The 24,630-nt window shown below is 42.6% G+C and carries 20 protein-coding genes and 1 riboswitch; of the genes, 6 read left to right on the top strand and 14 right to left on the bottom strand.

Annotated elements, in window-relative coordinates:
- Window positions 1–2: 2 nt before the first annotated feature.
- Both aroC and HUJ21_RS09465 read right to left on the bottom strand, forming a co-directional pair.
- Entirely contained in the window at window positions 3–1,079 is a 1,077-nt protein-coding gene (aroC, locus tag HUJ21_RS09470; RefSeq protein ID WP_291369120.1) for a chorismate synthase, read from the bottom strand.
- 3 nt (window positions 1,080–1,082) lie between these two features.
- Window positions 1,083–2,528 (bottom strand): BatD family protein, encoded by a 1,446-nt coding sequence (locus HUJ21_RS09465; RefSeq protein ID WP_291369118.1) that lies wholly within the window; start codon window positions 2,526–2,528, stop codon window positions 1,083–1,085.
- Between the two features lie 135 nt (window positions 2,529–2,663).
- Here HUJ21_RS09465 and HUJ21_RS09460 point away from each other — a divergent pair, with 135 nt between their 5' ends.
- The 3 genes from HUJ21_RS09460 (at window position 2,664) to HUJ21_RS09450 (ending at window position 5,500) form a co-directional block, all read left to right on the top strand.
- The gene (locus HUJ21_RS09460; RefSeq protein ID WP_291369116.1) at window positions 2,664–2,855 is read left to right on the top strand and encodes a hypothetical protein; all 192 of its coding nucleotides are present in this window, start codon (window positions 2,664–2,666) and stop codon (window positions 2,853–2,855) included.
- A 134-nt stretch (window positions 2,856–2,989) separates the two neighbouring features.
- On the top strand, window positions 2,990–3,301 hold the full coding sequence (locus HUJ21_RS09455) for a hypothetical protein (RefSeq protein ID WP_291369115.1): 312 nt from the start codon (window positions 2,990–2,992) through the stop codon (window positions 3,299–3,301).
- A gap of 315 nt (window positions 3,302–3,616) precedes the next feature.
- Window positions 3,617–5,500: an ABC-F family ATP-binding cassette domain-containing protein gene (locus tag HUJ21_RS09450; RefSeq protein WP_291369113.1), complete on the top strand. Its 1,884-nt coding sequence runs from the start codon at window positions 3,617–3,619 to the stop codon at window positions 5,498–5,500.
- Between the two features lie 238 nt (window positions 5,501–5,738).
- On the opposite strand, the gene HUJ21_RS09445 is transcribed toward HUJ21_RS09450, so the two are convergent.
- The 9 genes from HUJ21_RS09445 to HUJ21_RS09405 all read right to left on the bottom strand — a co-directional run bounded on the left by HUJ21_RS09445 (window position 5,739) and on the right by HUJ21_RS09405 (window position 16,242).
- On the bottom strand, window positions 5,739–6,599 hold the full coding sequence (locus HUJ21_RS09445; RefSeq protein WP_291369111.1) for a nucleoside phosphorylase: 861 nt from the start codon (window positions 6,597–6,599) through the stop codon (window positions 5,739–5,741).
- On the bottom strand, window positions 6,580–7,566 hold the full coding sequence (locus HUJ21_RS09440; protein WP_291369110.1) for a rhodanese-related sulfurtransferase: 987 nt from the start codon (window positions 7,564–7,566) through the stop codon (window positions 6,580–6,582). The genes HUJ21_RS09445 and HUJ21_RS09440 overlap by 20 nt, the downstream gene beginning before the upstream one ends.
- 57 nt (window positions 7,567–7,623) lie before the next feature.
- The gene (locus HUJ21_RS09435) at window positions 7,624–8,262 is read right to left on the bottom strand and encodes an acetyltransferase (RefSeq protein ID WP_291369108.1); all 639 of its coding nucleotides are present in this window, start codon (window positions 8,260–8,262) and stop codon (window positions 7,624–7,626) included.
- A 53-nt stretch (window positions 8,263–8,315) separates the two neighbouring features.
- Window positions 8,316–9,620, bottom strand: a complete 1,305-nt coding sequence (locus HUJ21_RS09430; protein ID WP_291369106.1) for a DUF2851 family protein — start codon at window positions 9,618–9,620, stop codon at window positions 8,316–8,318.
- 75 nt (window positions 9,621–9,695) lie between these two features.
- Window positions 9,696–10,511 (bottom strand): orotidine-5'-phosphate decarboxylase, encoded by an 816-nt coding sequence (gene pyrF / locus HUJ21_RS09425; RefSeq protein ID WP_291369104.1) that lies wholly within the window; start codon window positions 10,509–10,511, stop codon window positions 9,696–9,698.
- Window positions 10,512–10,560: 49 nt separating this feature from the next.
- Window positions 10,561–11,217 (bottom strand): outer membrane lipoprotein carrier protein LolA, encoded by a 657-nt coding sequence (locus HUJ21_RS09420; RefSeq protein WP_166150181.1) that lies wholly within the window; start codon window positions 11,215–11,217, stop codon window positions 10,561–10,563.
- 19 nt (window positions 11,218–11,236) lie between these two features.
- Entirely contained in the window at window positions 11,237–13,687 is a 2,451-nt protein-coding gene (locus HUJ21_RS09415) for a DNA translocase FtsK (protein WP_291369102.1), read from the bottom strand.
- A 62-nt stretch (window positions 13,688–13,749) separates the two neighbouring features.
- The gene (locus HUJ21_RS09410) at window positions 13,750–14,793 is read right to left on the bottom strand and encodes a quinone-dependent dihydroorotate dehydrogenase (RefSeq protein WP_291369100.1); all 1,044 of its coding nucleotides are present in this window, start codon (window positions 14,791–14,793) and stop codon (window positions 13,750–13,752) included.
- 327 nt (window positions 14,794–15,120) lie between these two features.
- Window positions 15,121–16,242: a Gfo/Idh/MocA family oxidoreductase gene (locus HUJ21_RS09405; RefSeq protein WP_291369098.1), complete on the bottom strand. Its 1,122-nt coding sequence runs from the start codon at window positions 16,240–16,242 to the stop codon at window positions 15,121–15,123.
- A gap of 113 nt (window positions 16,243–16,355) precedes the next feature.
- Here HUJ21_RS09405 and HUJ21_RS09400 point away from each other — a divergent pair, with 113 nt between their 5' ends.
- Window positions 16,356–16,772: a GNAT family N-acetyltransferase gene (locus HUJ21_RS09400; protein WP_291369096.1), complete on the top strand. Its 417-nt coding sequence runs from the start codon at window positions 16,356–16,358 to the stop codon at window positions 16,770–16,772.
- Between the two features lie 62 nt (window positions 16,773–16,834).
- Here the strand turns inward: HUJ21_RS09400 and HUJ21_RS09395 are convergent, their stop codons facing one another.
- From HUJ21_RS09395 to HUJ21_RS09385, 3 genes are all read right to left on the bottom strand, one after another.
- Window positions 16,835–18,304, bottom strand: a complete 1,470-nt coding sequence (locus tag HUJ21_RS09395) for a Gfo/Idh/MocA family oxidoreductase (protein WP_291369094.1) — start codon at window positions 18,302–18,304, stop codon at window positions 16,835–16,837.
- A gap of 590 nt (window positions 18,305–18,894) precedes the next feature.
- Window positions 18,895–19,131 (bottom strand): acyl carrier protein, encoded by a 237-nt coding sequence (locus HUJ21_RS09390; RefSeq protein WP_166150192.1) that lies wholly within the window; start codon window positions 19,129–19,131, stop codon window positions 18,895–18,897.
- 148 nt (window positions 19,132–19,279) lie between these two features.
- On the bottom strand, window positions 19,280–20,575 hold the full coding sequence (locus tag HUJ21_RS09385; RefSeq protein ID WP_291369091.1) for a voltage-gated chloride channel family protein: 1,296 nt from the start codon (window positions 20,573–20,575) through the stop codon (window positions 19,280–19,282).
- Window positions 20,576–20,628: 53 nt separating this feature from the next.
- Window positions 20,629–20,739, bottom strand: a riboswitch (Fluoride riboswitch).
- Between the two features lie 204 nt (window positions 20,740–20,943).
- On the opposite strand from HUJ21_RS09385, the gene HUJ21_RS09380 reads away from it, so the two are divergent.
- Together HUJ21_RS09380 and HUJ21_RS09375 are read left to right on the top strand one after the other, a co-directional pair.
- Window positions 20,944–21,837 (top strand): TIGR01777 family oxidoreductase, encoded by an 894-nt coding sequence (locus HUJ21_RS09380; RefSeq protein ID WP_291369089.1) that lies wholly within the window; start codon window positions 20,944–20,946, stop codon window positions 21,835–21,837.
- A 215-nt stretch (window positions 21,838–22,052) separates the two neighbouring features.
- Window positions 22,053–24,602 carry a M14 family metallopeptidase gene (locus tag HUJ21_RS09375; RefSeq protein ID WP_291369087.1) on the top strand — a complete coding sequence of 850 codons (2,550 nt, stop codon included), beginning with the start codon at window positions 22,053–22,055 and terminating at the stop codon, window positions 24,600–24,602.
- The last annotated feature ends 28 nt before the right edge of the window (window positions 24,603–24,630 follow it).

Below are 24,630 nucleotides of genomic sequence, written 5' to 3'. Positions count from 1 at the left end.
GGTTATATTTTGCTGGAACGATTCAATAGGATAAAATCTGCAATTACCAAAGCGCACATGGCTTCGACTATGGGCACTGCCCTTGGCACCACACAGGGGTCGTGGCGGCCTTTGCCAGTGACAGTGGTAGCTTCTCCCTCGGAATTGATGCTTTCCTGATCCTGCATGATGGTAGCAACAGGCTTAAAAGCTACCCGAAAATAAATATCTTCTCCATTGGAAATACCACCCTGAATACCGCCGGAATGGTTAGTTTTTGTTTTTATTTTGCCTTCTTCTTTGTAAAAAACATCGTTATGCTCGGATCCCTTCATGCTCACCCCCTCAAAACCACTTCCATATTCAAACCCCTTAACCGCATTGATACTAAGCATGGCATGGCCTAAAACAGCATGTAAACGATCAAAAACCGGTTCACCCAATGCCGTAGGTACGCCCTGAGCCACACAACTGACCACACCACCAATGGTATCCCGGTTTTTTCGGGTCTCATCTATCAGGGCAATCATTTGCTCTGCCGTTGTTGAATCCGGACAGCGAACCATATTGGATTCAATTTGGCCAAAATCCAATTCAGCATAGGGTTTTTCAAGACGAATGTGACCAGCCTGGCTTACGTAAGCATTGATGGTAATGCCATATTGGGCAAGCATTAATTTTGCAACAGCCCCGGCAGCCACCCTCGCGGCAGTTTCCCTGGCACTACTCCTCCCGCCCCCACGGTAATCCCGAACTCCATATTTTTCATGGTAGGTGAAATCAGCATGAGAGGGACGGAATTTATCCGCAATATGCGAATAATCCTTGCTTTTTTGATCGGTATTGTAGATGACTATAGCTATTGGCGTACCTGTACTCTGGCCCTCAAACACACCGGACAAGATTTCAAATTCATCTTCTTCCTTTCGCTGGGTGGTAATTTTTGATTGTCCGGGCTTCCTGCGTTGAAGCTCTTTTCTGATAAATTCTTCCGATATGGCTATTCCTGCCGGACAACCATCTATGATGACGCCAAGCCCCTTACCATGAGATTCACCAAAGGTGGTGATAGTGAAAACATTACCAAATGTATTGCGCATGAACTAATTTTTCTTTATAATCAAAAACCCCAATAAAATCAGTGCCATGAAGAGCAAAACATTTATCAGGATGGAAAAATAATATTTAAATCCCTGGTTTAAAAGCTTATTGTCCTCAACTTCTATCAGATCATACAATCCTCCCAAACGTGAAGAAGAGATGGCCTGGTTTATCCTGCTCTCCCCAGTGACATTGACTACCGCCTTTGGTTGCAAGGTGTCGTATTGGGCCAAATCCGGATTAAAATAAATCCATTCAAAATGATCTTTCAAAGCCACCCTTTCCTGTTCATTTAATGTCATAAAATAACTGAACTCTTTCATACCTGTCACTTTTCCCCTTCCCCTGTTGATCTGCACTTGTTCATTTGGATCAAAAGTATTGAGTTTTTGTCCTCTTTTTACAACCGGTGGGCGAATGGAACTGATATTCCCCTCACCCAAAATGGTAAAATCATAGGTAAATCCTTCTCCGGTCCGTGCCTCAAGTTCTTCAAAACTTTCCCTCAATCGGTAGTTGCCTACACTCACCTCATTTTTCAGGGGGTGAGGGGGGAGCGGTTTTACCTTTATGGATTTGGGTTGTGAGTAGAAGGTTTTAAAATCCTGAAGGCGGTTACTTCCAAAAAAACTTGGGTTTTTTGCCAATCTGTATTTGATCATTTCCCAGCCCACCTGAGGAAAATCAACGGTTCCAGAATTAAACGGAAAAAAACTTGCTTCGTAAACCTTATATTTGGTCCATATTTTTCCTCCAAATTCCACTTTCTCCGGTTGAATACTGGTGATGTTAAAATTTTCCTCCCAGGCATTCCCCGGTTTGATCTCATTGATAATCCGCTCAAGCTGTTTTCCAGGCTCATGAAAATTGAAAGGAGCCTGATTGGCTTCAGACATATAAAAAGCAAGACTTACGTTAAATCCTTCTCCGACAAAGACTTCCTCTTTGTCTACCGAAAGAGAAAAGAACGCATCATCCTCCACCTCTACATACTCTGGCTCTTCGGCATCCCTTCTCCCAAAAAGATCATCCAAAGGGTCTAAGGCACGGTTGTTTCTGGTACTGGCCCGTGCATCTATTACAGTGATGGTCTTTCCGGGCGTCGATACAGCTTCCCCATTTACAGAAAGCGTAAAATCAGGCACTGTGAATTGGCCCTTTCTCAAGGGTTTATAATATTGGATGATGCTATTGGTACTACTCATTTGGCCATTGATGATATTCATGGATGAGCTTTGGGATACTCCCTGCTTCTGAAATCCGGGAATTTCGGGTAACTGATCATAAGACCGTATCTTTTCCCCGGAGACTGTTACTTTTATGGTAAAAGTTTCATTCAATGCAACTTCACTTTCTCCCAATTCAATTTTGATATCCTGAGCCATCGCCTGATTGGAAAAAAGGCCCAGGAGAAATACGAAAAGAAAATGCTTCGTCGTTAAACACATATAAGATGATTGTATTATCTTTAAATATAACTGCAAATAAACAAGTATATTTTATACGTAACAAATCAAATCTATTACCGTATGGAGTAATAATAGTATTCTTTTTCCTAAAACTAACTTAAAATAACATGACCCATGATGGAATATGTTAAAACTATTTTATTGAAGGTAAGTTTTGACAGCAAACTCTTTGAAAAGGAGTTGCGCAAGGGACTGAACCTTCTGGTTCCCACAGAACTGGAAGAGTTCAGGGTTTGGTGTTATAAGACATTTTCCAAATTATACGAGCCCATTTTGAACAAATACTTTATCAAACTGGCCGGTTAAACCATCTATCTTATGCCCCTGAAAACTGGGGCATTTTTTTTCCCGATACTATCCTTCATTACGCTCCCGGCTTCATTTTTTCTGATGTTTTGTACAGAATTTTAGTTACTTTTAACGTAATAAAGAAAAAAGACATGGAAAAGAAAAAATCAGGATTTGAAGAGATTGAAAAAATGCTTCAGGAAATCGGTAGCAAAATCGAAGTACTGATCGAAAAAGGAACAAAGGCAACCGGAGAAGCCAGCGAAGAGATCGAGAAGAAAATTAAGGAACTGCGCAAGAACAAAGAAAAACTCGAAAAAGAACTCCATGAAAAAAAGGCAAAGTTCGAAGAAAAATACAAAAGCAATAGAGGAAATGCGAAACCTTTCCTTGAAGAATCATTCTTTCATCTTAAACAAAGCGTCCGTTCTTTAATCAACGCCGTCAATGAGCTATTGAAATAATCCGCAAAGAAAAGCTCTGGGAAACCAACTTTCACTTAATAATTAAAGATCTGTATAGATTGCTTTTAAGCCCTGGCATTTTTGATGTAAAACCCGAGGAATACATTTTTTTATTGGATCAGGCAGTAGGCTATTCATTCAAACAGAATAGTTCAGAGGATTTGGAAGTTAGCACTGGTTTAACACTCGCATTTGCACATTCACCACCTGATAATTTTCCACCTGATCCCTTCAATATTGCCGCTAAGGAATAAAATCATGTGCGGGCTGACCGCAAAAATTGAATTATCCGAAATACCATCGTAATTTTGCCTTATGAATCACCTATCCGTAGAAAATTTGAGTAAGTCCTTTGGAGAGCGTGTGCTTTTTTCCAGGATTTCTTTTGGCATAGATCAGGGACAAAAGACAGCCCTTGTAGGTATTAATGGTGCCGGAAAATCAACTTTGATGAAAATTATCATGGGTGAAGAGATCCCTGACGAAGGGCAAGTGGTGATCAACCTGGAAGCCAGGATAGCCTATGTGCACCAAAACCCTGTTTTTTCTGGAGAAAAAAGCATCTATCAAACCATTTTTGACGATCCGGACAATGAAACCATACAAGTAATTCAGGCCTATCAAAAGGCCCTATTGCAGGCAGAAAAAGACGGAAACAATGATAAGCTGCAGCCCCTGTTCGAAAAAATGGACCAGTTGCAGGCCTGGGATTTTGAATACCAGATCAATGAAGTTTTGGGTAAATTAGGCCTTCATGATACCAGCATTCAGGTATCAGCACTCAGCGGAGGGCAAAGAAAACGAGTGGCCCTGGCCAAAGCAATATTAAATTTTCCCGACCTCTTGTTATTGGATGAACCTACCAATCACCTGGACCTGGAAACTATCGAATGGCTGGAAGAATATCTTTCAAAAGCCAACCTTTCCCTGCTAATGGTAACTCACGACCGATATTTTCTGGATAAAGTAACAAACCAGATTCTGGAATTGGAGCAAGGCAACCTTTATCGGTATGCAGGAAATTACGGATACTTTCTGGAAAAAAAAGCTGATAGAAAAGCTGCTCAGGCCACCGAACAGGAAAAGGCCAAAAGCCTTTATAAAAAAGAGCTTGATTGGATCAGGAGGCAACCTAAAGCCCGGGGTACCAAAGCCAAATACAGGGTTGATGCATTTGAGGAAACCAAAGAAAAAGCTTTCAATAAATCGGAGGAGCGGGATATCAGTCTGGAAGTTACTGCCCAACGCCTGGGCAAAAAGATCGTGGAAATCGAAAAAATCCACAAATCCTACGGCGATTTGAACTTGATAAATGATTTTAGTTATGTTTTCAAAAAAGGTGATAAAATTGGCATCATAGGCCCCAATGGAGCAGGTAAAACTACCTTCCTCAACATGCTCACCGGAATGATATCCCCGGATAAAGGCACGGTCACCATCGGTCAAACCACCGCTTTTGGCTATTACAGGCAAGAGGAGGATAGTTTCGATGAAACAAAGCGCTTGATTGATATTGTCAAGGAGGTGGCAGAAGTGGTAACAGTAGCGGGTGGCAGTACCATTACCGTCAGCCAATTTCTCAATCAATTCGGGTTTCCACCCAAGCAGCAACATACCCCTGTTTCAAAATTAAGTGGGGGAGAAAGAAGGAGACTACAACTCCTTATGGTACTGGTAAAAAGTCCAAATTTCCTGATCCTCGATGAACCTACCAATGACCTGGATATTGTCACCCTGAATACACTGGAAGATTTTTTGGATAATTTTCCGGGTTGCCTGGTCATCGTTTCTCATGACAGGTATTTTATGGACAGACTGGTGGAACACCTGTTTGTATTTGACGGTGAGGGGAAAATCAGTGATTTTCCCGGAAATTATACAGACTACCGTGAAAATTTGAAACGCATAAAAACCAGTCCCACAAAAAAAACAGAGGAAAAAAAATCCGGCAATAGCAAGGATCAGGACAAAAACACCAATAAAGCCAGTTTCAAAGACAAGAAAGAATTTGAAACCATTTCTCAGGACCTGGAAAATCTGGCCAAGAAAAAGGAGTCCTACATCAACAAAATCAATGAGGGAACAGAAAACCACCAGACCCTGATAGAATGGTCTATGGAAATAGAAAACATTGAAAAAGAGACCGCAGACCTGGAAATGCGCTGGCTAGAACTAAGCGAATTGGATGGCATCGCTTGATATCCCGATACCTGATGACTTATTAAAAGTCATTGCCTTCTCCAGCTGATTCGCTGTTATTGTTTCCTTGACCTATTTTGTCTTATAATCCCAAAGTATGAATAACAAAGTCAGTTGTACAATTTGAGTTTCATCTGTTGTAAACCTGTCCAGGACGAAACAGTACATACCCGTTCTGATTTATAATACACTGGTGTAAAAATATCGCTTACTTTTAGACTTATGCTTTCTTTTTGATTCAGCCTGTTTTTTCCAGAACGACGGCAATTAATCTTTCTATTAGCTCCTCTGGGGAACTTGAAAAGTTTTTGGTGATGCGGTTGGCAATAATGGCATTTAGGCTAAGGGTTTCATGCCCCAGTAGCCTGCCCATGGCATAATACCCTGCGGTCTCCATTTCAAAATTGGAGCATTGAAGTCCATGGACATTTATCTTTGCCAATTGATCAAAAATATCAGTTAAAACAGGATTTAACCTAACTTTTCTACCTTGTGGTCCAAAAAAACCCGGACAAGTGACTGTTATACCTGAAGGCAATTCACTAAACTTTGCCCTCAACACCGCTGAACCCTGTACGCAATAAGGCATAAATGGCAATTTTAGACCAGATTTTACCTGAAAAGATAGGTCCTGTTCCAGATCGGTTTGTGGAAGCTTATAAAAAGCCATCAGTGTATCAAGCCCCAATGCATAATCGGACAGCAAAAGACTGTCTTCGGGGATTTCGGCACGCATGCTTCCGGAGGTTCCCACACGTATAATAGTCAGTCTTTGGGGATTGGGCTTTGGAAGCCTGGTTGCAAAGTCCACATTAAACAAAGCATCCAGTTCGGTCATAAAAATCTCCACATTATCTGTACCCATACCAGTACTGATGACACTCAGTCTTTTACCCTGGTATGTTCCAGTGTGGGTAACAAACTCCCTTTTGCGAACCTTTAACTCCACGGTATCAAAGTACCTGGAAATCTTTCCTACCCTATCGGGATCTCCTACAGCGATCACCGTATCTGCCACTTGCCCGGGTTTGAGGTTCAAATGGTAAATACTTCCATCAGGATTAATGAGGAGTTCCGATTCAGGTATGGGTTTTACCATGCAAAACAGATTTTATTTTAGATGCGTCAGGTTTTTGATAAAACCCTTTATAGGGATTGTACCCATTTGTGTTTTTTTGATAGTACCCGGTACCATTATATGGCCTCTTTTGGGGATGCGCTTTACAGGCCTCAGAGCAAGCTCCTTCCATTTCCCAACCACAAGATTCACAAATAGGCACATGCTCGTTACATTCCGGATTGGCGCAGTTGACCATGCGGTCTGAAGCTGTTCCGCAAACAAAACATTTAGACACAATCTTAGGGTTGACCTGATTGACCGCTACTGCAAGGCGATTGTCAAACACGTAACATTTTCCTTCAAAATCCTCTCCTCCGGCTTCCATTCCGTATTTGATAATTCCTCCGTGGAGCTGATACACATCTTTGAATCCCTGTTCAAGCAGAAAAGCAGAGGCCTTTTCGCATTTAATGCCACCGGTGCAATAGGTCAGCACCTTCTTTTCCTTTAGGTGCTCCAGTTCCCTGACTTTCTCCGGAAAATCCCGAAAGTTATCCATATCCAACCTCACTGCATTTTTGAAATGCCCCAATTCATGTTCATAGTTGGAGCGTACATCAAGGATGACCACATCCTCCTGGTCTTTCAAAGCTTTAAATTCATCAGGCTCCAGATGTTTTCCGGTCCTGACCCTGGGGTTGATATGTTTCAAACCGGAATGAACGATTTCATCCTTTGCCCGAACATTGATCTTGGCAAAGGCATGTTCATGGTGGGTGTCAATTTTAAATTCGGTATCTGCGAATCTGGGATCAGCCCTAACATAGGCCATGTATTTTTCACAGTCTTCCTTTAACCCGGAGACTGTCCCATTTAGGCCCTCAGAAGAAACGATGATCCTTCCCCTGATATTGTTTTCAATACAAAACAGGTGATGTTCATCCCTGTAGGCTTCCAAATCCTCGATTTGGGCATAACAATAATACAATAAAATGTTGTAATCCATAACTTAAGCCCTGTTTCAGGCAGGGTGTTATTTGAATAAATAGTATACTTCTACTGGTTATTTTTCAATGACCTTGGCAGGATTGCCAAAAACAGTCTGTTTGGCAGCTACATCTGCAATGACGACTGAACCTGCTCCTATTCTGGCATTCTTCCCAATTTTGACCCCCGCAACTACCGTCACTCCTGAGCCAAGGAATGCCCCATCTTCTATGGTCACTCCGGAGTTCACCACTGCCCCTGCTCCTACCTGCACGAAATCACCAAGCCTGGCCTGGTGCTCTATGGTGGCGTTGGTATGTAAAATACAATGATTACCGATCTCGGCTGCTGCCCCTATGGTTACCTTGGCATTGATAAAATTCCCATGCCCTATGGCTGCATCTGTAGAAATGTAGGCCATCCGGTGCAGGGCGTTTACAGGTTGGACTTTCCTTTTTTCATTGAGCATTTTCACCAATGACTCCCTATATTTTGCATCATCAATGGCCACGAATGCTTCGCATTTCTTGCCGATCAATTTAAGAAATCCATCATCCTCGGGACCTCCCAATACGGTGATGTTATTGATTTCCTTTTTGTGAAGGCTTTCATCCTCATCCAAAAAACCAAAGACCACCAGATCATGGCTGTTAAAAATTTCCAGAGCTGGATGGGCTATTCCCTTAGCCCCAAATATAATGATGGGTTTTTCCATGGTTTTTGATTTAGAAGTGCAAAATTAATTGAAATTACCATCCCATGCAAAGGTCATTTCAGATTCGGCCTGAGCAGGTTTTGGCCAATTTTGCAATAAAGACACCTTCTTTTGGAGCAATACCCATGATAAAGGCCTAACATCCCCTGGCTGTCAAAAGCATTTACGGGTGACCAGCCGGCAGCCAGATAAATCTCCGTCAACCTGTTTTTTTCCTCAGAGACCTCCTGCAGAAAATTGAAACATTTTTCCTGCCAGTGCCCCAAATCGGAATATTGACCATAAGCATACCACAGCGGCACCACATAATTAATGGCCAACAAATCCAGGATACCGGAACTTAACCCTCCCCTTGATTTATGTTTCATGGGTTTGCCAAAATGGTAATGCTGTTGCCAATATTCGCTTACTTTTATTTCAAAAATTTCCCTGAAAGCCAGTTTATTGTCAAGCTCATAAAGCACATTTGAGAATAAGTTTGGTGTCTTGTTCAATAAAGCCGCCAATTGGGCAAGCCGCAATGAAGGAAAATTACCCGGTCTAACTTTCATGAATTTCCATTCCGATCCGAATAATTCGTTTTTCAAGTTATATTTCCTTTGAAGGAAATCATAATCAGCTTCCAGTTTTTTCTCGTACTTCTGATCCAAACCCAGGGTAGCTGGAATCATTCCTGCCTGACCAAAAACCATGGCCTCAACCAAAGACTGGGTACCTGCATTTTTCTTGATCAATTTATAGGGAAGGCTTTTGGCCAGTTTAAGCATGGGATTAGCATTGGTTTTGAAACCAAAGGCGTAAAAGAGCCACTGGTAAGCAGTCTCTTCCCAATCCTGCTTGTTTTCTTCCAATAAAGTCAGCACCATCCTACTCTTTTCCTGCAATCTTTCCACCAGGGCTTTTTCCAGCATGGAGAATTTTAAAATGTCAGGGACTTTTACCAAAGCTTCGCTACATAAAAGCTTATTAGGGGAAAAAAGCAATTTTTCATAGTTTCTGATTACGTCCAGTGGAACCTTCCCAAACAGGGATAAGGTAGGAATAATGGTTCCGTCTGCCCTAAAAACTTCTTCGTCATGTTCCCAAACCACATGCAATACAACGCTATTGTAAGCAGGATCATTTTGGTGCTGGTGTGCTTTCCAGTCTGAAGCTTTCAAATGAATTTCCACATGGCCATAATTCTTGATGCCTCCCAAGATTATCTCTGCTTCCTTGAAATCGGGGCCTTCGTGTTGGTTGTGCCATCCAATTTTTGGAATAAACAAAGGAATTCCTGAGGTGGTTTCCAATCCCTTTTTATCAAAATACTGGTATTTCCACACCAGATGAAGAAAATCTTCCTGAAATTGAACCATGAAAAATTCATTGAAAAACCTTATTAATATAGCTATAAAAATAAAAAAACCAAAGATGAGTCGGTAGAATTTTCTTTAACAGTAGGTATTCAGTAGTTCTTCCATAGCAACCTGTAAGCTTTCTGCTTCCTTCTTTGCCGCCAAACCAAAATCTTCGCCTGAGGAAGCATAAATAATGCCCCTGGAAGAATTGACCAGTAAGCCACACTGGGCATTCATTCCCGCCCTTGCCACTTCCTCCAGGCTTCCGCCCTGTGCTCCTACCCCGGGCACTAATAAAAAATGATTGGGAACAAGCTGCCGGACAGTCTCTATATGGCTAACACGTGTGGCACCAACGACATACATCATGTTTTCGGAATTTCCCCAGGCCTTGCTTTTCTCCAATACTGTAACAAAAAGCGGTTTTTGCTTTTCATCGGTTATCATCTGAAAATCCTGACTTCCCTGATTCGAGGTCAAAGCCAACAGAATCACCCATTTACCTTCAATCTTCAAAAAAGGGGTAACACTGTCTTCCCCCATATACGGAGCCACGGTAATGGCATCGAAATTCATCTTCTCAAAAAATGCCCTGGCATAAAGACTTGAGGTATTGCCTATGTCCCCCCTTTTGGCGTCGGCTATGGTAAAGACCTCTGCAGGCAGGTATTCCAGGGTCTTTTCCAATATTTCCAGGCCTTTGGAGCCCATTGCTTCATAAAAGGCCAGATTTGGTTTATAGGCCACCGCCTGGTCTATGGTATGATCAATGATGATTTTATTGAAAACATATACCGGGTCTTTTTCCTTCTGCAGGTGCCTTGGAAGCTTCTCCAGCACAGGATCCAGCCCTACACATAAAAAAGACCGTTTCTTTTTGATCTCTGCAAATATTTCCTTTGAAGTCATGGGACAAAAGTAAATAAAACAACTTCAAAATAACATGGTATCCACCTGTTTAACGGAGGTCAATGATTTCAACATCCTGATTTTCACTGGTATTAAATACAAAATAATCATCCATGATGTTGATATTGCTATCCAGGTCTTTAAAAGTATATTTAAAAGTACCTCCAACATCATCCTGAATTTCCCAAGCCAGTAAATCAAATCTTGATTTATCAACGTACAACTTGATCTTTTCGAATTGGGCATTGGGCTTTTCAGCGGTAAGCATGATTTCATGAACCGGCACCCCGTTCATTACACTGCTGCCTTCAAGCTTTGCCTCATAGCCTTTTTTGTAAATACTGTAGATGTTTGACGGGGTAAGTTCTTCAGTGTCTTCCTCTACATCATTGATGGTAACTTCTTTGTACTTACTTGATTTGATCAGCGTCCAAACGGTATTCCCATTATTAAATATTTCCTGATCATTCAAGGTAAGCCGGTATTTCTCGCCCTTAACAGTGACTTCACCCGTATTGGTTTGTATCAGTCCTTCATCCTCTGTGGAGTAGGTGTATTCAAAAATAGCAGAGAAGCCGTTTAATTTTTGGTAATTGTCACTTACTTTATCAAGTATTTCCACGGCTTTTGGGTCGTTTTGCCCAAAGGATACCTGAAAAAAGCAAAGGAAAATAAGACTTGCGATGATCGTTTTTTTGCCTTTCATTTTATTTAGATCAATATTTTTAAAGATTGTTCAATAATTGTTCCAAACTATTTTCATCCTGAACCAAAACTTCTCTGGCCTTACTTCCTTCAAAAGCCCCGACTATACCAGCTGCTTCAAGCTGGTCAATAATCCTGCCGGCGCGGTTGTATCCCAATTTTAGTTTCCTCTGTATCAGTGATGTACTACCTTGCTGATGCATCACAATCAATCTTGCTGCATCATCAAATAAAGGGTCTCTATCAGATAGGTCTACATCTCCAATTCCTCCATCGTCCTCTCCCACAAATTCAGGAAGCAGGTAGGCATCAGGGTAACCGCGCTGATCTCCGATCCATTCACAAATGGAATCCACTTCCGGTGTATCGAGGAAAGCACATTGTAATCTGATCACATCCGAGCCCATTGACAGCAACATGTCACCCATTCCTATCAGCTGCTCTGCCCCTCCCGCATCTAAAATCGTTCGGCTGTCAATTTTACTTGTCACCCTGAAAGAGAGTCTTGCCGGAAAATTGGCTTTGATGATTCCTGTTATTACATTGACAGATGGCCGCTGGGTGGCCAACACCAAATGAATGCCGATAGCTCTGGCCAATTGGGCCAGCCTGGCAATGGGACCTTCGATTTCTTTCCCTGCCGTCATCATCAGGTCAGCCAGCTCATCTATCACCAATACGATGTAGGGCATAAATTGATGCCCTTTCTCAGGGTTTAACTTTCTGGCCACAAATTTTGCATTGTACTCTTTCAGGTTCCGGCACCCCGCATCTTTAAGCAAGTCATACCGGTTATCCATTTCTATACAAAGGGAGTTCAGTGTATAAATAACTTTCTTGGTATCCGTGATGATGGCCTCCTCAGAATTTGGAAGTTTGGCCAGAAAATGTCTTTCAATTTTATTAAAAAGCGTTAGTTCCACTTTTTTCGGATCCACCAGAATTAATTTGAGCTGAGATGGATGTTTCTTATAGATCAGAGAAGCCAGAATCATGTTCAGCCCCACAGATTTACCCTGACCTGTGGCTCCTGCCATCAGTAAATGCGGCATCTTGGATAAATCCACAACAAAAACTTCATTAGATATGGTTTTGCCAAGGGCTACAGGCAGGTCCTTGTCACTTTTCATAAACTTTTCCGTTCCCAGGACGGATCGTGCAGCGACCAATTCCCTGTTTTTATTGGGAACTTCTATCCCTATCGTTCCCTTTCCCGGTATCGGGGCAATGATCCGGATGCCCAATGCTGCCAGGCTAAGCGCAATGTCATCCTCAAGATTTTTGATTTTGCTGATTTTCACTCCCGGGTCTGGAATGATCTCATACAAGGTTACCGTTGGCCCGATAGTAGCTTTTATTTCCTGAATACCGATCTTAAAATTAACCAGCGTTTCTACAATTTTATTTTTGTTTTCTTCCAGTTCCTGCCGGGTAACTGTCACCTTTTGCTGGTCGTATTCATTCAGAAGGTCTAACGTGGGATACCTGTAGCTGGGCAAATCCAGTGTAGGATCATAAGGATCAAGATTTTCCACCGTATCCGCTGTTTTTTCTTCCACTTTCTGCTCCTGGACAAAAAAACCATCGGCTTTTTCCTCAGGCTCATCGTATTGTTCCTCCGTCCGGTCCTCCACCTTAAATGCAGGCTCCTGCCTGTTGTCTTTTCCAGACACCAAACTTTCTTTATCGGAAAGCTTCCAACTGCCCAATTCTGTTTCATCATCCACATCATCCTGAATGGCCGAATCATCTTCCGAATCCTCATTTTCCGATAGGGGACTGGGGTCTATTTCAGTTTCATTACCATATTCTTCAGAAGCAGCGTCCTTTTCTTCAGATGTAAACCATCGGATCTGATCTACATTAAAAAAGATAACCACAAAGATCAATAAGGATCCAAAAATCAAAATAAAGGTACCCCAACCCAAAAATTCATCAGTGATCAATGCCAGTTCATACCCAAATCCCCCACTTAAAAAAGCAAGGTACTGAAAACCATCCAACAAATGAACCAAATAGCCCAGTAGTAAACCCAACCAAACAAGGAAAAACAAGGAAAAAGCCGCATATCTGGTTAATGAAACAGAAGTATTTTTAAAAGAAAGCCTGAGTCCCCATAAAAACAAAAAAGGTGGAAATAATAATGCGGCCAGTCCAAACCAACGATAAATCATGTAGTGGGACATCACTGCACCTGTATAGCCCAAAAGGTTTTGGGTTTCGCCAGCCTTGGTTCTTAGTGGAACTCCCGAATCACTTACCAGGCTTTGATCTGCCTGCCCTGCAAAAAGGTAGCTTAAAAAGGCCAATAGCATAAATACGGAAAACATCATAAAGAAAATACCAAATGACAATCCCCATCGCTTGTCCTTAAAAACAGCCCAGTTGATTGTGCTTTTGGTTTTCTCTTTTCCTTTTGCCGGTGCAGCTTTCTTTTTAAAAGTATTCTTCTTGTACGTATTTGCAGCCATGATAATTCCTTTCCTCCACTATCGGGGTGTAATTTAACGCTTGCTTTAGAAATAAAAAAGATTTACGATTTATCGGACCAATCTACCATACCCATCTTCAATCGCTTAACCATTGCGGGGCCCTCATAAATCATACCAGTATATATCTGAACCAAACTGGCCCCCGCCGCTAACTTTTCCATGACATCCTCTACAGAAAATATTCCTCCCACGCCTATCACTGGAAAGGCATTGCCGGATTGACTGGTCAAATAGCGAATGACTTCGGTGCTTCTGTCTTTAAGCATTTTTCCACTCAGGCCTCCTGCCCCTATCTCCTGAACAAGATTTGAAGAAGTCTTCAATCCATCTCTTACCACAGTGGTATTGGTGGCTATTACTCCATCTATATTCGTCTCCCTGACGATAGCTATGATATCATCCAATTGCGTATTGGTAAGATCCGGGGCGATTTTAAGCAAAACCGGACGTTTTTGAGGGTAATGGTCAGTGGCTGATTTTACCGCCTGCAAAAGCCGTTTGAGTGGCTCTTTCTCCTGAAGGGCCCTTAAATTCGGCGTATTGGGAGAACTCACATTGATAACGAAATAATCCACATGAGGATGCAAGGCGTGCAGGCTGTACAAATAATCGTCCAGGGCCAGCTCATTTGGTGTAGTTTTATTCTTGCCAATATTACCGCCCACCAATACGCCCGACTTCCTTTTCTTTAATCTTTCTACTGCTGCCAATACCCCCTCATTATTAAAACCCATCCTATTGATCAATGCCTGATCCTTGGGCAAGCGAAAAAGCCTCGGCTTCGGATTTCCCTCCTGAGGCTTGGGGGTCAGCGTACCAATCTCAATAAAACCAAATCCCAACATGGACATTTCATCGATCAGTTTGGCATCCTTGTCAAATCCCGCTGCCAGGCCTATAGGATTTTTGAAAGTTAACCCAAACACCTCCCGCTCCAGGTCCTTGTGCTCAAAGGCAAATGCGGATTTGATCACCGAACGCAGGATAGGTAAGTTAAATAATTTTTTGATCCAGGAAAAGGTGAAATAATGCGCTGATTCAGGGTTTTTGGTAAACAGTAAAGGCTTGATGAAATGCTTGTACACGGCGAAAATATTTTGGCTAATCACAAAATTAATCCAATTCTCTGACAATGCCCCGTCCCCGCCACACAAAATGAAAGATAATGCCCAGGACCGGAAATACTGCCAATTGAGATGAACTGAGACACCAAAAAGGATGCCCACTGAATACCAAGCAGTCTCATAAAAAATGTTTGATGATTAAATCCAATGGACAATACCAGAATCAGCGTCTTTTTTTGAAAAACAACCGAGCTTCGCCGCTTTGCTGAAAACCATCAGCAAATTTTCACAAAAGCAGAAAGTTTAGCGGATTTTTGAATAAATAATTAAGCGCGGGCACCACTTCCCCTAACCCAATTTGATCCTTTCTTTTTTCCCTGTTTTCACCGCTTTATAAATGGTGTCGATTATGATCAAATCCTTAAGGCCCTCTTCTCCATCTACAGGAACCTGAGCTGTATCGCCCTCCAGGATAATTTCTGCCATTCGATCCATTTGTACCGTCTGATGGGTAATGTGGGGTTTATCTAAAGGCCCCTTATGCGTTTTTCCCTTGATAGGTCCATAACCGGTCGAAGGCTGCATTTCTGCATATCCCTCAGTGCCATTCAGAAAAAACCTGTCCAGGTTACTCATACTGTAAGTAGACAAACAGGAGGCAACTACTCCACTGGGAAAACCAAATTGAAACATGATGGTCTCATCGACTCCTTCTTTAAATTTCACGGGGTCGGTTTTGGTTTCCTGGGCTGTAACCCATTCCGGCTCTTCCCCTACCATATACCTGGCACCATTAACGGAATAGATACCTATGTCCATCATGGCACCGCCTCCCGCCAACTCCTTGTTCAATCTCCATTGGGTAGGGTCTCCGATTTTAAACCCACTCAAACCCTGAAAAAATTTAACTTCTCCAAAGGCGCCAGCCTCCCGCATCCGGATAACTTCAAGGGTATTACCCTCAAAATGCATGCGGTAACCAACCAAAAGCTTCACACCTGCATTTTTACAAGCTTCCACCATCTCTCTTCCTTCCCGGGCATTCAGGGCCATAGGTTTTTCACAGATCACATGCTTTCCTGCTGCTGCTACCCTCAATGTCTGGGGATGGTGCAAAGCATTTGGAGTAATAATATATACGGCATCAATGTCCGGATTATCCTTGATGGCATCAAAATTTTCGTAATTGTAGCAGTTTTTTTCAGGGATATTGTATTTGGCCTGCCAGGCAGTAATTTTGGAGGGGGTGCCACTAATTAGTCCTACCAATTTTGCTTTTTTACTATCCACCATGGCCTCAGCCACTCTGGTACCATAGCTGCCCAAGCCCATGATGGCAACACGTAATAGGGTGCTTTGATCGGGTTTTTGGTTCATCACATTCATTGATTTGGTTTCAAATCCGGGAATAAAGGGAATAGACACTGCGGAGAGCGTCAATTTTTGCAAAAAATTTCTTCTACTTGACATGGGAAATAAAGGTTTTTTGGTTTTTTTTGAAGAGGTTACTGCAAGATATTGGTTTTATCTATAATTGTAAAATTTTAACTATCTTCCATAGGAAACATTTCCATCCGTTGTTCATGAAATCAAACATTACCTACCAAAAAGAAAGTCACCTATCCATGGCTGAATTTCGGGAAATCCTGATCGCCTCCAGCCTGGGAGAAAGAAGGCCTGTGGAGAATTCAGCAAGACTGGAGGACATGCTCCGTAATGCCAACCTCATCATTACCGCCAGAAAGGATGGAAAACTAATCGGTATAGCCCGATCGCTTACGGATACCACTTTTTGTACCTACCTGTCTGATTTGGCTGTCCATCGGGAGTTTCAAAAGCAGGGGATAGGCAAAACTTTGATCCAAAAAACCAAAGCTGCTTATCCCCAGGCCAAGCTTATTCTTTTATCTGCTCCAAAAGCCACTGGTTATTACCCCAAAATAGGCATGAGCAAACATGACAACTGTTATTATCTTGAGGATTTGGATAAGTTAAGCTGATCCAATCAGACGCGGCCCTCCAGTAGTTGTGTTTTCGGTATTATACAGCCATAATCGACCCATCAGACTGAGCCAGGCGAAGGCAGGTCAAATTCCGCTCTTCTGGGATCATACAGCAACCGGTTGGCTTCAATGGACCTGTCTCCGACAAAGTGTTCTGCCTCTCCGTCAAACTCCAGCCAGGGACCAACAATATAATCTGCCTGATCCACAGGTACACCCATTCCGTCTCTGGCAGTCTCGTGGATTTTCATAAATTCCTCAAAAGCCAGCTGATTGTCTCCAAACCTGCCGGCCTTTGCGTTAAATGGCACTTTCTCTCCTAATCTGTAAGAAATATTCATCAGGTGTCCCATGGTACAACTGTAATGGGCATCATACATGTTGCCATTGGCCATCATGGGATCATTGGCTTTACAAGCAGCAATAAAGCTCCCAAATGCACCTCCGGGTGTGATGGCCACAGGTTTTGATGCTACATCTCTGGGCTGACTACCGTTATGGGATTGGTATTCTCCTCCCTCCATCAATCTCCCACCGTCTTCAAAATAAAAGCGATTGGTCACCTCCCTTTCGTAACCTTCGTGATTCACATTTCTGACATTGAAAAAGACATATTGCCCATTGGCAAACTCCGCAAGGGCAAACATGGTATTCGGGGTTTCACCCTGATCATCCCAGCGGAACCTTCCTCCCAGTGCCATGACTCTTTTGGGATGGGTATTGGCCACTTCGTCATCAAGTGCCCAATAGGCCACGTCAAGTTGGTGTGTACCCTGATTATTCAGTTCACCATTACCTACCTGCCAAAACCAATGCCAATTATAATGAACCAGGTTTTCATGATAACCATCAATGACAGAAGGCCCTTTCCACAAATTCCAATCCAGGTGATTTGGAGGATTGGTAACTGGACTGTATCCAATTCCTTCCCTCGGTTTACAGGCAAAACCATGAGAAACCTTCATCTTTCCATATTTTCCAGATTTGATTTCACCAATTTGTTTGGCCCAGTCATCACTGCTCCTCCTTTGGGTACCATGCTGTACCACAATACCATATTTCTGGGCTGCAGCGAGGGCAATTCGCCCCTCATGAACGTCATGGCTGGCGGGTTTTTCCACATAGCAATGCTTCCCTGCCTGGGCTGCCCATACCACCATCAATGAATGCCAGTTATTGGGAGTGGCCACACTGATGGCATCTATGTTTTTGTCTTCCAGAACCCTCCGCACATCTTTTTCTCCCTTTACCTTATTGCTATTGGTCTTTCCATCCCGAAGTCCCTGAACCCTCTCGCCAAGAACGCGACTGTCTGGATCTACAAGGTACGCAATCTCAGAATCCTGGTGTTCTGAAAATTCCCTGATATGGGTTTTTCCCCTGCCATTGACACCACATACCGCAATCCTAAGCCTTTCATTCGCTCCCATAATAGATGCATAAGATTTGGCACTGAAACTCATGGCTCCAATGGTCAGACCACCGGCACCAAAAATGGATTTCTTGATAAACTCCCTTCTTTCTTTCATTTTTTGGGTTTATTTTAAGGATAATTTGAATAAGTAACCTTATAAATAAAAGAAAATACTTTTAGGAATCAAATAATATTTCCTTCCTTTTGCAATTTTTGTCCTCGAACGGAATTTTGATTTTGAAATTATAGCTTTCAACCAATGCCATTGAAACCGGGTTTAACTCCTTTGAAGGAGGGGCCGCACTAATGCATCTACCGGATCAAAATTCCAAAGACAACTTCACTGAGGCTTATTCCATAAGACCAATTTCTATTGAGAAAATAGAACAGCGCGACCCCTGATATCTGCACCTTTGTGTGATATAAATTTACAACGGATGTTTAAGGAATGATGTCCAGCCGGTATATTATTGGCTTTTGGAAACCCGCACATGAAAAATGAAACTGTTTGTTAATTAACCAATAGGCGGTTCTTGAGATTCACTTGAACACCCTCAGTAGGCTTGAAATGAAGAAATGCCAGAAAAATGATTGGTATTCCCAAAGCCTCATCCGGGCGAGTATGATTTACCAACTCCACTAGCTTCTAAAAATTAAGCTAATAAATCACTGTTCAATTACTATACATAAAAAAATGAGGTGAAATCAGGAAGCCTTAAGCAATGTGGTAATCAATTCAGAAGGTGTTTGAATATGTGCTACCTTTTCCTCTTCAAGCTCTCTTTTAAGCTCATACTCCAGCTCGAAGATCAGCCCGGCCACAAAAATTTTGTCCATTCTCAAATCATTATAAAAATTTGCGGCTTTCTTTTTGCCTGTAAGCGGAATGCCGTAAGACTGAAATACGCCAATAGCTTTGCGCATTGCTGTGATGTTTTTCATTTTTACATAAATAAAATTTAACTCAAACTTAAGACGACATATCTTATGGATTTGTTGTGGGATAAATAGATTTTTTTAATTAAAATTTGTTAATCGCTGTCTGAAAAGCAGCCAAGCCTTATATAATTTCAAAAAAACAAAAATAGGATCATTTACCAATACGCCTTCCCTTCTTTTTCAACAGGTTAACATGCTTGGGCGAACCAATTACCTGTGACCCATAAATGCCGGAATGGCCGCTAAAAAGGTAGGCCAATACGCATGCGAGACCTATGTACATTCCAGGTGCTGAGCCAAAAAGCTCTATCCCCATAAAGGTACAGGCCATCGGCGTATTTGTAGCGCCAGAAAAAACCCCGACAAAGCCCATCCCAGCCAATAAAGCCACCGGTAAAGGGGTCCATTCAGCCATTGCATTCCCCAGTGTAGCTCCCACATAAAATAAGGGTGTTACCTCACCTCCCTTAAATCCTGCCCCCAGGGTAAGAGAGGTCTTTGCCGTTTTGATCAAAAAATCATACCAAGGCAAATCTACCGAAAACGCATCCACAATAGTCGGAATACCCAGACCAATATATTTGGTATCTCCCATTATAAAAACAGAAGCGGCAATCATTACACCACCCACCACTGGTCTGAACGGCGGATATTTGATTTTCCTGGAAAAAAACCCAGCCCAAAAATGAGTAGAAAAGGCAAACAGCCTCCCTGCAAGTCCAAAACAAATTCCAGCTGGAATGATCCATAATAACAGGATTAGGTCTAATTCAGGCACTATTGGAATGGTATAATGGGTATGAGCCACCCCCCAAAGGTCCGCACAGGCATAATCCGCAATAAAGGCCGCAAGAAACGCCGGCAAAATCGATTCGTACCGCAGTCTGCCTATCACCAGCCATTCCAGGGCAAATACCGCTCCTGCCAGCGGTGTGCCAAATACAGATGCAAAACCTGCTGCCACTCCTATGGTGATAACCGTTTTTCTATCGGTATTGGGAAGCTTAAACCATTTTGTAAATTGATCGGATATCGCTCCACCCATCTGCACGGCCGTACCCTCCCGCCCTGCTGATCCGCCAAAAAAATGGGTCATGACCGTACCGAACAGCACCAATGGAACCATTCTTAATGGTATGATTTTTAAAGGATTATAAAACTCTTCCAGTAATTGATTGTTGCCCTTTACTACGGAATTGCCATACCTGTGGTATACCCAGCCAATGACAAATCCGCCCAAAGGAAGGAATAAAATGACATAAATATTTGCTTCCCGAAATTGAGTGGCCCAATTGAGGCTGATCAAAAAGACTGCCGAAGCGGAACCTGCCAGTAAGCCAATTACGATAGATAGTAGCAGCCATCGAAAAGTGTAGGCAATGTTGGGTGCAAACTCCTGAAATATAAATTTTCTAAGGGGCAATAAAATCCTGGTCCTCTTCAACATGAAAGTGGTTTTTAAACGCTACGCATAAAACAAACCTGAAGTACAGGTTAGAAGTTGAAGCAGGAGTCATCAGCTGAAGAAATTCAGCGGTTTAAACCTGAAAAACCTATCCAAAAGAAAGGGGAAATCAGGAAATTTGGTGGAACCCCATCACCAGATGCGACAAATGTAAGCAAACAAATTAATTTTTTCAGGCAGAGAATGAATAAAGCCGGGCAAATCGACACATTTGATCTTAACAGGAAAAAGGCTACCCAAAATAAGGAACATCAAAAAAAAATTTGAAACCAAAACAAAAGTTTAGATGGAATGCTTTTTGATAGGATAATCATTCAGATTATATAACTGTAATATTTTGAAGGTCGATTATGCAAAAGATACTGATAACAGGTGGTTCGGGATTAATTGGGAAAGCCATCACCCAATTGCTTGAGGAGCAAGGCAAGGAAGTCGCATGGCTGAGCAGAAATCCGGAAAAATACGCACAAAAAGCTTATTTTTGGGATCCTGTACAGTATAAAATAGACCAGGACTCGCTATACTGGGCGGAAGGCATCATTCACCTTGCCGGAGAAGGTGTTGCGGATAAGCGCTGGACCGAATCCCGGAAAAAGGACATCCTGGAGAGCCGGGTTAAAAGCAGCAAGCTTCTTTTTGAGGAACTTGAAAAAGTCAAGGATAAACCCAAGGCATTTGTTAGTTCCAGTGCCGTAGGATACTATGGATTCGATACCGGCGACAAACTGATCTATGAGGGGGAGCCCCCCGGCAAGGATTTTCTTGCAAAAGTGGTGAAAGAATGGGAGTCGGAAATTGAAAAAATTCAAGAAATAAAGATTCGAACGGTCATTTTCAGAACAGGAATTGTTCTTGCAAAAGATGGAGGAGCATTAAAAGAAATGCTTAAACCCCCGGTAGCCGCTCCTCTTGGCTCGGGAAGGCAGTACATGAGTTGGATACATTTACAGGATTTGGCCAGAATGTTTATTTTTGCCTTAGAAAATCATGGGCTTTCGGGTATTTACAATGCTGTAGGACCTGTGCCGGTGACCAACAGCGTGCTAACTGAGCGGGCAGCAAGCTTCAAAGGCAAACCTTTCGTTAAAATTGGTGTTCCAGGATTTGCATTAAAGCTACTTTTGGGAGAAATGGCGCAAATGGTGCTGGGCGGAAACCGGGTTAGCTCTGAAAAAATAGAAGGCACAGGATTCAAATTCAACTACGGAGACCTGAATCAGGCACTTCAACAAATATTTCACTAGTTTTGATAAATGGTTGTTCCTTTTCTAATTTAACTTAATACTTTCATGTGTTTATAATTGATTCCTAATGCTCACCCCGATTAGTCGGGGCAGGACATGAAATCTTTGACGATTAAAATAATCATTCCCCTTTATTTTAATGATTATTTTAATCGCGTTGACTTCATGGCTAATTGTAAAAGTGCAATGACATTGCGTCACTAAATCCTATATGTATGAAAATCAAATTGCTAAGCAGCTTTTTTTTGCTGATAATTTTTGTGGCAAGGGCCCAGGAGGCAAGTCTGGATTACTACCTGCCCGAAGATTTCACCTATGAGGCAAATATTCCCGAGCCTTCTGCTGTATTGGGTTTTGAGGTGGGGGAATGGCATGCCAACCATTCTCAGGTAGTTCAATATTTTACCGCAATTGCAGCAAGTTCACCTCGTGCAACCTTGATCAACTATGGCAGCACCTATGAAAAGCGGCCTCTGATAATGTTGGCCGTATCCTCTCCTGAAAACATTGAAAACCTGGAAAGCATTAAAACGCAAAGGGCAGCTTTGAGAAATTCGAATGCCGCTCCGGCAAACATGCCTGTGGTCATGTACATGGGCCACTCTGTCCATGGTAATGAACCCTCTGGAGTCAATGCGTCTCTTCTCTCTGCCTACCACTTTACCGCAGCCATAGAGCTGAAAGAGGATCTGGAAAATATGGTGCTTTTGATTGATCCTGCAATTAACCCTGATGGCATCAACCGCTTTGCCTCCTGGGTAAACAGCCACAAAAGCTACTTCCCCAGCGGAGACCCCAATAACAGAGAACTCAATGAGCCATGGCCAAGAGGACGGACCAACCATTATTGGTTTGACTTAAACCGGGATTGGCTGCCCGTACAACATCCTGAGTCCCGTGGCAGAATAGGACAGCTTCAGGAATGGCTGCCCAACATCGTGCTGGATTTTCATGAGATGGGAACAAACAATACTTTCTTCTTTCAGCCCGGGATACCCAGCAGGAACAACCCTTTAACCCCTGAAAAAAATTTCGAACTGACTGAGAAAATTGCTCAATACCATGCCAGGTATTTGGATGAAATTGGATCTTTGTACTATACAAAAGAAAGTTTTGATGATTACTACTATGGTAAAGGTTCTACCTATCCGGATATTCAGGGTGCAGTTGGGATTTTATTTGAGCAAGCCTCCTCCAGGGGACACTTGCAGGAAAATGCCTTCGGTGAAATTTCATTTCCTTTCACCATAAGAAATCAGTTCACTACAGCCCTTTCCTCATTCGAGGCTGCACGGGACATGAGACAAGAGCTGAACCAATACATGGTGGATTTTTATCAGGAATCGAAGCAAGCGTACACCGAGGATGATGACAAGGCCTATATTTTTGGTGCCCAGGAAGACTATGGCCGGACCTATCATTTTGCTGATATTCTTCTTCAGCATGACATTCAGTTATACAGTCTGGAAGAAGATGTTACCCTCAATGGAGTACCGTTTGAATCTGGGAAGTCCTTTATTGTTCCCTTGGACCAACCGCAGTACAAGCTGATAAAAACGATGTTTGAAACGCGTTCTACTTTTACGGATAGCCTTTTTTATGATGTTTCCACCTGGAACATGCCAATGGCTTTCAATGTAGATTTTATGGCACTCAGCAGCAAAATCCTTAACCTGGCGAAAGTGGAAGATGTGAGTGGGGGCCTGACTTTTAAGGAAGGAAGGGTACTTGGAGCTGCAGGGGCATATAGCTATGCATTCGAATGGCAGGAATATTATGCGCCAAAGGCATTGTATCAGCTAATGGATAAAGGTTATCAGTTGAGACTGGCACACAAACCTTTCCAAAACCAGCTGGGGAAAATATTTTCCAGAGGCACTATACTGGTAGAAAAAGGAAATTCTGAAAAAAGCGACACGGCATTTTTTGATGACCTAAGCGAGTTAGCGAGGGGCACGGGAATCACGATTCATGCATTGACAACCGGATACACTTCTGGCATAAACCTGGGATCACCAAGTATAGACGTGCTTGAAAAGCCATCAATCGCCGTTTTGGTTGATGAGGGAGTAAGCAGTAGCGATGCAGGAGAAATCTGGCACCTGTTTGACCAACGCATGAATATCCCCATAACCCTGATACCTACAGGAAGGATGTCCTCTGCTGACCTGAACCGGTACAATGTCCTTGTTATGCCATCCGGAAGCTATGGTTCCATCGGCAAAAATGGAATCGACAAATTAGATTCCTGGATCAGGAATGGCGGTACACTTATTGCCCGCGGGTCAGCTATGAACTGGTTGGCAAAGGAGGAACTTGCCTCATTTAATTTTCAGTCCCGGGAAGATTCTACTGCTTTTTCTCAAAAACAATATGCCGATATGGATAACGAGCGGGGAGCCAAAGTTACCGGAGGTGCCATTTTTAAAGCGAAGTTGGACATCACTCATCCAGTAGCTTATGGGTATTCTTCCGAAGAAATCCACGTGTTCAAATCGGGAAATCAGTTTCTCAAACCGGCAAAAAATCCTTATGCCAATCCCCTGATCTACACAGCCGAGCCTTTGGCCAGTGGGTACGTTCATCCGGAAAATTTGGAAATGATAAAGAACAACGGCGTCATTCAGGTTTCCGCCATGGGAAGCGGAAGAACAATAGGCTTTGTAGACAATCCGAATTTCAGGGCTTTTTGGTTTGGAACCAATAAACTATTTCTGAATGCAGTGTTCTTTGGGCAAACCATAAGCGGTGCCTCAGCAAGATAATATAATCCAGGAGTAGTACAAACCAGTG

The organism is Cyclobacterium sp., assembly GCF_014762705.1.
In the GTDB taxonomy this organism is placed as follows: domain Bacteria; phylum Bacteroidota; class Bacteroidia; order Cytophagales; family Cyclobacteriaceae; genus Cyclobacterium.
Note: the sequence above shows the minus strand (reverse complement) of the source record. Positions and strands in the feature narration are given on the sequence as shown.

Coding starts and splice junctions, on each gene's coding strand:
- aroC (WP_291369120.1), bottom strand. CDS start 1,079: ATGCGCAATACATTTGGTAATGTTTTCACTATCACCACCTTTGGTGAA.
- HUJ21_RS09465 (WP_291369118.1), bottom strand. CDS start 2,528: ATGTGTTTAACGACGAAGCATTTTCTTTTCGTATTTCTCCTGGGCCTT.
- HUJ21_RS09460 (WP_291369116.1), top strand. CDS start 2,664: ATGATGGAATATGTTAAAACTATTTTATTGAAGGTAAGTTTTGACAGC.
- HUJ21_RS09455 (WP_291369115.1), top strand. CDS start 2,990: ATGGAAAAGAAAAAATCAGGATTTGAAGAGATTGAAAAAATGCTTCAG.
- HUJ21_RS09450 (WP_291369113.1), top strand. CDS start 3,617: ATGAATCACCTATCCGTAGAAAATTTGAGTAAGTCCTTTGGAGAGCGT.
- HUJ21_RS09445 (WP_291369111.1), bottom strand. CDS start 6,599: ATGGTAAAACCCATACCTGAATCGGAACTCCTCATTAATCCTGATGGA.
- HUJ21_RS09440 (WP_291369110.1), bottom strand. CDS start 7,566: ATGGATTACAACATTTTATTGTATTATTGTTATGCCCAAATCGAGGAT.
- HUJ21_RS09435 (WP_291369108.1), bottom strand. CDS start 8,262: ATGGAAAAACCCATCATTATATTTGGGGCTAAGGGAATAGCCCATCCA.
- HUJ21_RS09430 (WP_291369106.1), bottom strand. CDS start 9,620: ATGGTTCAATTTCAGGAAGATTTTCTTCATCTGGTGTGGAAATACCAG.
- pyrF (WP_291369104.1), bottom strand. CDS start 10,511: ATGACTTCAAAGGAAATATTTGCAGAGATCAAAAAGAAACGGTCTTTT.
- HUJ21_RS09420 (WP_166150181.1), bottom strand. CDS start 11,217: ATGAAAGGCAAAAAAACGATCATCGCAAGTCTTATTTTCCTTTGCTTT.
- HUJ21_RS09415 (WP_291369102.1), bottom strand. CDS start 13,687: ATGGCTGCAAATACGTACAAGAAGAATACTTTTAAAAAGAAAGCTGCA.
- HUJ21_RS09405 (WP_291369098.1), bottom strand. CDS start 16,242: ATGTCAAGTAGAAGAAATTTTTTGCAAAAATTGACGCTCTCCGCAGTG.
- HUJ21_RS09400 (WP_291369096.1), top strand. CDS start 16,356: ATGAAATCAAACATTACCTACCAAAAAGAAAGTCACCTATCCATGGCT.
- HUJ21_RS09395 (WP_291369094.1), bottom strand. CDS start 18,304: ATGAAAGAAAGAAGGGAGTTTATCAAGAAATCCATTTTTGGTGCCGGT.
- HUJ21_RS09390 (WP_166150192.1), bottom strand. CDS start 19,131: ATGAAAAACATCACAGCAATGCGCAAAGCTATTGGCGTATTTCAGTCT.
- HUJ21_RS09385 (WP_291369091.1), bottom strand. CDS start 20,575: ATGTTGAAGAGGACCAGGATTTTATTGCCCCTTAGAAAATTTATATTT.
- HUJ21_RS09380 (WP_291369089.1), top strand. CDS start 20,944: ATGCAAAAGATACTGATAACAGGTGGTTCGGGATTAATTGGGAAAGCC.
- HUJ21_RS09375 (WP_291369087.1), top strand. CDS start 22,053: ATGAAAATCAAATTGCTAAGCAGCTTTTTTTTGCTGATAATTTTTGTG.